The organism is Pseudomonas sp. CGJS7, assembly GCF_036961695.1.
In genome coordinates, this window is record NZ_JBAMDI010000076.1 from 46,924 (window position 1) to 54,021 (window position 7,098).

6 protein-coding genes are annotated in these 7,098 nt (G+C 59.6%); 2 read left to right on the forward strand and 4 right to left on the reverse strand.

Annotation, left to right across the window (positions count from 1 at the left end; genetic code table 11):
* Positions 1 to 97 precede the first annotated feature (97 nt).
* The 4 genes from V7787_RS33590 to V7787_RS33605 form a co-directional block, all read right to left on the reverse strand.
* Complete coding sequence (locus tag V7787_RS33590; RefSeq protein WP_003252919.1) at positions 98 to 1,534, reverse strand: NAD(P)(+) transhydrogenase (Re/Si-specific) subunit beta; 1,437 nt, start codon at positions 1,532 to 1,534, stop codon at positions 98 to 100.
* Positions 1,535 to 1,536: 2 nt separating this feature from the next.
* Positions 1,537 to 1,851 (reverse strand): NAD(P) transhydrogenase subunit alpha, encoded by a 315-nt coding sequence (locus V7787_RS33595; protein WP_003252914.1) that lies wholly within the window; start codon positions 1,849 to 1,851, stop codon positions 1,537 to 1,539.
* An 11-nt stretch (positions 1,852 to 1,862) separates the two neighbouring features.
* On the reverse strand, positions 1,863 to 2,984 hold the full coding sequence (locus V7787_RS33600) for a Re/Si-specific NAD(P)(+) transhydrogenase subunit alpha (protein WP_020191551.1): 1,122 nt from the start codon (positions 2,982 to 2,984) through the stop codon (positions 1,863 to 1,865).
* 419 nt (positions 2,985 to 3,403) lie between these two features.
* Complete coding sequence (locus tag V7787_RS33605) at positions 3,404 to 4,321, reverse strand: LysR family transcriptional regulator (RefSeq protein WP_064490874.1); 918 nt, start codon at positions 4,319 to 4,321, stop codon at positions 3,404 to 3,406.
* A gap of 160 nt (positions 4,322 to 4,481) precedes the next feature.
* Here V7787_RS33605 and V7787_RS33610 point away from each other — a divergent pair, with 160 nt between their 5' ends.
* Both V7787_RS33610 and V7787_RS33615 read left to right on the forward strand, forming a co-directional pair.
* Positions 4,482 to 5,663 (forward strand): acyl-CoA dehydrogenase, encoded by a 1,182-nt coding sequence (locus V7787_RS33610; RefSeq protein ID WP_003252907.1) that lies wholly within the window; start codon positions 4,482 to 4,484, stop codon positions 5,661 to 5,663.
* 13 nt (positions 5,664 to 5,676) lie between these two features.
* A complete protein-coding gene (locus V7787_RS33615) occupies positions 5,677 to 6,897 on the forward strand; it encodes a CaiB/BaiF CoA transferase family protein (RefSeq protein WP_064490873.1) in 1,221 nt (406 codons plus the stop codon).
* Positions 6,898 to 7,098 lie beyond the last annotated feature (201 nt).

Genomic DNA, 7,098 nt, shown 5'->3' on the forward strand with positions numbered 1-7,098 from the left:
CTTGTATTTGAGCCGTTGATCCGGATCAATAAAAGAAAAGCCCCGGCAGATTCTGACCGGGGCTTCCTTTATATCAGCTGGTTTGCAGCGGCTGGTGTCACTCCACCGCCTTGACCATGTCCTCGATGACCTTCTTGGCGTCACCGAACACCATCATGGTCTTGTCCAGATAGAACAGTTCGTTGTCCAGGCCGGCATAGCCGCTGGCCATCGAGCGCTTGTTGACGATGATGGTCTTGGCCTTGAACGCTTCGAGGATCGGCATGCCGGCGATTGGCGACTTGGGATCGTTCTTCGCCGCCGGGTTGACCACGTCGTTGGCGCCCAGCACCAGCACCACGTCGGCCTGTCCGAACTCGGCGTTGATGTCTTCCATCTCGAATACCTGATCGTACGGCACTTCAGCCTCGGCCAGCAGTACGTTCATGTGCCCGGGCATACGGCCCGCCACCGGGTGAATCGCATACTTCACGGTCACGCCGTTGTGGGTCAGCTTCTCGGTCAGCTCTTTCAGCGCGTGTTGTGCGCGGGCTACCGCCAGGCCGTAGCCCGGAACGATGATCACGCTGTCGGCGTTGCTGAGCAGGAAGGTGGCATCGTCAGCCGAACCGGACTTCACCGGCCGCTGTTCTTGCGAACCTTGCGCCGCGCCAGTGTCGGTATCGCCACCGAAACCGCCAAGGATGACGTTGAAGAACGAACGGTTCATCGCCTTGCACATGATGTACGAGAGGATGGCACCGGACGAACCTACCAGGGAACCGGCGATGATCAGCATCGAGTTGTTCAGCGAGAAGCCGATGCCGGCCGCTGCCCACCCCGAGTAGCTGTTGAGCATCGACACCACCACTGGCATGTCGGCGCCGCCGATCGGAATAATGATCAGCACACCCATGATGAAGGCCAGGACCAGCATCAGGGTGAAGGCACTGTAGTGGCCAGTGAAAGTGAACAGCAGGCCCAGGGCGATGGTGGTCAGGCCAAGGATCAGGTTCAGTTTGTGCTGGCCAGCGAACTGTACCGGTGCGCCCTGGAACAAGCGGAACTTGTACTTGCCCGACAGCTTGCCAAAGGCGATCACCGAACCGGAGAAGGTAATGGCACCAATGGCGGCGCCGAGGAACAGTTCCAGGCGGTTACCGGTGGGGATCGGGTCGCTGATGGCAGCCACAATGCCCATCGACTGCGGCTCTAGTACGGCGGCGATGGCGATGAATACCGCGGCCAGGCCGATCATGCTGTGCATGAAGGCGACCAGTTCGGGCATCTTGGTCATTTCGACGCGCTTGGCCATGATCGAACCGGCGGTGCCACCGACCAGCAGGCCGACGATGACATAGCCGATACCGGCAGTGGCAAGTTCAGCCCCGAGCTTATAAATGAGGCCAACCGTAGTGAGGATGGCGAGCCCCATGCCGATCATGCCGAACAGATTGCCGCGCCGCGAGGTGGTCGGGTGCGACAGGCCCTTGAGCGCCTGGATGAAGCACACCGAGGCGACGAGGTAGAGGAGCGTTACCAGATTCATGCTCATGCTTACTTCTTCGCCTCGTTCTTGGTTTTCTTCTTGAACATCTCAAGCATGCGGCGGGTGACCAGGAAGCCACCGAACACGTTGACTGCGGCAAGGGCCACGGCCAGGGTGCCCATCAGCTTGCCAGCCGGGGTCACGGTCAGGGCCGCGGCTAGCATGGCGCCGACGATGACGATTGCCGAGATGGCATTGGTGACCGCCATCAGTGGGGTGTGCAGCGCCGGGGTGACGTTCCACACCACGTGGTAGCCCACATAGATGGCCAGCACGAAAATGATCAGGTTATAGATGCCGTGGGAAATCAGCATGTCTTCCATTGTCGTGCTCCTTAGCCGTTTTTGCGGACGACCTGACCATCACGGCACATCAGGCAGGCCGCGACGATGTCGTCTTCGAGGTTGATGATCAGCGCGCCATCCTTGTCGAACAGCAGCTTCATGAAGTCCAGCAGGTTGCGTGCATACAGTGCCGAGGCATCGGCACTCACCTGGGCCGGCAGGTTGGTCGGGCCGACGATGATCACGCCGTTCTCCTGCACCACCTGGTCTGCGACGGTCAGCGGGCAGTTGCCGCCTTGGGCTGCAGCCAGGTCGATGACCACCGAACCAGGCTTCATCTGCGCCACGGTTTCGGCGCTTAGCAGGGTCGGCGCCTTGCGCCCGGGGATCAGCGCGGTGGTGATGACGATATCCGCCTGCTTGGCGCGCTCGTGCACGGCCTGTGCCTGGCGCTGCATCCAACTGGCCGGCATTGGTCGGGCATAGCCGCCAACACCTTCGGCGCATTCTCGCTCCTCGTCGGTCTCGTATGGCACGTCGATGAATTTTGCACCCAGTGATTCGATCTGCTCTTTCACTGCCGGGCGAACGTCGGATGCTTCGATCACCGCACCCAGGCGCTTGGCTGTGGCGATGGCCTGCAAGCCGGCAACGCCGGCGCCCAGTACCAGCACGCGTGCGGCCTTAACGGTACCGGCAGCGGTCATCAGCATTGGCATGAAGCGTGGGTAGTGATGGGCTGCCAGCAACACGGCCTTGTAGCCGGCGATGTTGGCCTGCGACGACAGCACGTCCAGGCTCTGCGCCCGCGAGGTTCGCGGTGCGGCTTCCAGGGCGAAGGCGGTAATGCCGCGTTCGGCCATCTTGCCGATCAGTTCACCGTTGAAGGGGTTGAGCATGCCCACCAGAAGGCTGCCGCTGTTGATCAGGGCCAGTTCCTGGTCGTTGGGGGCGACCACTTTGAGTACCAATTGGGCGCCGTAGGCATCGGCGGCGCTCCCAAGGGAAGCACCCACGGCTTCATAGGCACTGTCCGGAATGGCGGCGTTGAGCCCTGCCCCCCGTTGAACGGTGACCTGATGGCCCTGGCCAATCAGTTTCTTGATGGTTTCGGGGGTCGCAGCGACCCTTGTCTCACCGGTCTGCGTCTCGAGAGGAACACCAATGTGCACGACTATTTCTCCTGCGGTGACCTTTTGTCTTTGTAGAAGCCAGCACACTTCGGATGGTGCGCTGGGGCGGCTGTGGAGCGCCAACCCGCCGGATCCCGGGCGGGGCGAAGCATTTTGCAGACGAACCCGAAGGCCTTCAACCGGTTCTGGAGCGAAACGAAGTCAAAACTACAAGTCACCCTGTGACCGCTTGTCGCAGCAATAGGGTTGCAGCCCGTCAAACATGCGCCATTGGCAGATTAGGAGAAAAAATCAAAAAAAAAGCGGCCAATTCGCTTACGACTAGTTGGATGTCGCAAAATAACCCGCAAAGCCGCGTACTGAGCACGGTTAAAGGGTGTTTTTATGCTTGCGTTACAGTTTGCGAATATGCGACATATACATATATCTGTAGGTGTTTAAAATAATTGACTACAGGGTCAATTTGTCGCGTTTGTCCCTGGGCTATTTATGTAGGCCTGAGCCTGACTTACCAGCCAGTCGCGAAAGGCGCGTAGCGACGCCGACTCCACCTTGCGCTCTGGAATCATCAGATAGTAGGCCTTGTCGCTACTCAGGGCATGCCTGTTAGCGACCACCAGCCTTCCCTCCTCCAGCTCCCGCTGGATCAGGAACGGTGGTATCAGGGCAATGCCCATATCGTGCATGGCCGCCTGGGCGAGCATCGAGAATAGTTCATAGCGCGGGCCTGTCATGTCGCGCTCCACATTCATGCCCACACTGCCGAACCATTGCCGCCAGGCATACGGGCGTGTGCTCTGCTGCAGCAGTGGTAGCTGCGCGATGTGGTGTGCCTCGAGCATGCCTTGGCCGTTCAGCAGCGCCGGACTGCACACAGGTACCGGGTTTTCACCCATCAATTGGTGCGATTGGGTGCCTGACCAGTCCGCATCACCAAAATAGATGGCGGCATCGAAGGTCGTGTCGGCAAACAGGAATGGCCGGGTGCGGTTGGTGAGGTTGACTGTGACCTCCGGGTGGCGCTGCTGGAAGTCCTTGAGTCGTGGTAGCAGCCATTGAGTGCCAAAAGTCGGCACTACCGCCAGTTCGATCACATTGGCGCCTTGCTGGCGCATTACCGACAAGGTATCGCGCTCCACGGCGTCCAGTTGGGCCGCCACCTGGCGACTGTAGGACAGGCCGGCTTCGGTCAGCCTCACGCCGCGGCGCGAGCGACGGAACAGTTCCACATTAAGGAAGGCTTCCAGGCCACCGATCTGCCGACAGACGGCACCCTGGGTCAGCGCGAGTTCCTGGGCAGCCTTGGTAAAGCTCTCGTTACGGGCTGCCGCCTCGAAGCAAATCAGGGCGGCGGTACTGGGGATCTTACGACGCATGTACGTCAACCTCACTTGTAAGGCTGTCAATAAGGCGTTTTGCCGATTTACGGAGTGACAAAATATCACTAATCGGTGCGCAATCCTCGTTTGTCCCCGCAGCCGATCAGGCCTAGGCTCAAAGGCACAAGAAACTGACCCCTATTTCGAGGATTCGCTCATGGCCGGTAAAGCAAGCTTCAACTGGATCGACCCGTTGCTGCTGGATCAGCAGCTCACTGAAGAAGAGCGCATGGTGCGTGACAGCGCTTATCAGTTCGCCCAGGACAAGCTGGCGCCGCGTGTGCTCGAGGCCTTCCGCCACGAGCAGACCGATCCGGCGATCTTCCGCGAGATGGGTGAAGTCGGCCTGTTGGGTGCAACCATCCCCGAGCAATACGGTGGCAGCGGCCTGAACTATGTGTGCTACGGCCTTATTGCTCGCGAAGTGGAACGCATCGACTCGGGTTACCGCTCGATGATGAGTGTGCAGTCGTCGTTGGTGATGGTGCCGATCAACGAATTTGGCACCGAAGCTCAAAAGCAGAAATATCTCCCCAAGCTGGCCAGTGGCGAGTGGATCGGTTGCTTCGGTTTGACCGAGCCTAACCATGGCTCCGACCCTGGCTCGATGATTACGCGGGCGAGAAAGGTCGACGGTGGCTACCGGCTGACCGGCAGCAAGATGTGGATCACCAACAGCCCCATCGCCGATGTGTTCGTGGTGTGGGCCAAGGATGATGCGGGCGATATCCGTGGCTTCGTACTGGAAAAAGGCTGGCAAGGCCTCAGTGCCCCGGCAATTCATGGCAAGGTTGGCCTGCGCGCCTCGATCACTGGCGAAATCGTCATGGACAATGTGTTCGTGCCAGAAGAGAACATCTTCCCGGACGTGCGTGGCCTCAAGGGCCCGTTCACCTGCCTGAATTCGGCTCGCTATGGTATTTCGTGGGGTGCGCTGGGTGCCGCTGAAGCCTGCTGGCACACCGCCCGCCAATACACCCTGGATCGTCAGCAGTTTGGTCGTCCACTGGCCGCCAACCAGTTGATACAGAAGAAGCTGGCCGACATGCAGACCGAAATCACCCTGGCGCTGCAGGGCTGCCTGCGTCTGGGGCGCATGAAGGATGAAGGGACGGCTGCGGTGGAAATCACCTCCATCATGAAGCGCAATTCCTGCGGCAAGGCGCTGGATATCGCCCGTATGGCGCGTGACATGCTGGGCGGCAATGGCATCTCCGACGAGTTTGGTGTGGCCCGCCACCTGGTTAACCTGGAGGTGGTCAACACCTATGAAGGTACCCACGACGTGCATGCACTTATCCTGGGGCGTGCGCAGACTGGTATCCAGGCGTTCTATTAATAAGGAGCAAGCCATGGGCGCGCTATCACATCTGCGGGTGCTAGACCTTTCGCGCGTGTTGGCCGGCCCGTGGTCTGGTCAGATTCTGGCTGACCTTGGTGCCGACGTGATCAAGGTCGAGCGCCCAGGCAGTGGCGACGATACCCGCTCATGGGGGCCGCCTTTCCTCAAGGATGTCGAAGGTGAGGACACCAGTGAGGCGGCCTATTACCTGTCGGCCAACCGCAACAAGCGCTCGGTGACCATCGACTTTACCCAGTCGGAGGGGCAGCGGCTGGTGCGGGAGCTGGCGGCACAGTGCGATATCGTCATAGAGAACTTCAAGGTAGGTGGGCTGGCTGCCTATGGCCTGGACTACCAGAGCCTGAAGGCGATCAACCCGCAGCTTATCTATTGCTCCATTACCGGCTTCGGTCAGACCGGGCCCTATGCCAAGCGTGCTGGCTATGACTTCATGATCCAGGGGTTGGGTGGGCTGATGAGCCTGACCGGTCGTCCGGAGGGTGAAGAAGGCGCAGGGCCGGTCAAGGTGGGTGTGGCGCTTACCGATATTCTGACCGGGTTGTATTCCACGGTCGCCATGCTGGCTGCCCTCGCCCACCGGGATCAGACAGGGGTCGGCCAGCATGTCGACATGGCATTGCTCGATGTGCAGGTGGCCTGCCTTGCGAACCAGGCGATGAACTACCTGACCACGGGCACCCCTCCCCGTCGGCTGGGTAATGCGCATCCTAATATAGTCCCTTACCAGGACTTTCCGACGGCAGATGGCGATTTCATTCTTACCGTCGGTAATGACAGCCAGTTCCGCAAGTTCGCTGAGGTGGCCGGGCAGCCGCAATGGGCGGAGGACCCTCGGTTCGTTACCAATAAGCTGCGGGTGGCCAACCGGGCTGAGCTGATACCATTGATTCGCCAGGCTACGGTGTTCAAGACCACGGCTGAGTGGGTGGCCCAGTTGGAGGCTGCAGGAGTGCCATGTGGACCTATCAATAACCTGGCGCAGATGTTCCAGGACCCCCAGGTGCTGGCGCGCGGGTTGGCGTTGAATATCCCGCATCCATTGGCGGGTAGTGTGCCGCAAGTTGCGAGCCCGATACGGTTGTCGGAGACGCCAGTGGAGTATCGCCGGGCGCCACCACTGCTGGGCGAGCATACCGAAGTGGTGCTGGGGGAAGTGTTGGGGCTGGATGCTGGCGAGGTACAGCGTCTGCGTGATGCTGGAGTGCTCTAGATGAAAAGCGGGGAGGCCGTCAGGCCTCCCCGCTTTGTTTTTCAGCGCTATCAAAGTTTATTGAAATTAAAGGTTGACGCCCTCTCGAATCCCCTTATAATGCGCCCCACTTCCAGCGACATCGGAACGAAAAACTCCTTGAGATTCAATGAGTTAAGTAGTTAAGGCAAAAGCTGAAAGTGCTACGATCAAATGATCGAA

Coding starts and splice junctions, on each gene's coding strand:
- V7787_RS33615 (WP_064490873.1), top strand. CDS start 5,677: ATGGGCGCGCTATCACATCTGCGGGTGCTAGACCTTTCGCGCGTGTTG.
- V7787_RS33595 (WP_003252914.1), bottom strand. CDS start 1,851: ATGGAAGACATGCTGATTTCCCACGGCATCTATAACCTGATCATTTTC.
- V7787_RS33610 (WP_003252907.1), top strand. CDS start 4,482: ATGGCCGGTAAAGCAAGCTTCAACTGGATCGACCCGTTGCTGCTGGAT.
- V7787_RS33590 (WP_003252919.1), bottom strand. CDS start 1,534: ATGAGCATGAATCTGGTAACGCTCCTCTACCTCGTCGCCTCGGTGTGC.
- V7787_RS33605 (WP_064490874.1), bottom strand. CDS start 4,321: ATGCGTCGTAAGATCCCCAGTACCGCCGCCCTGATTTGCTTCGAGGCG.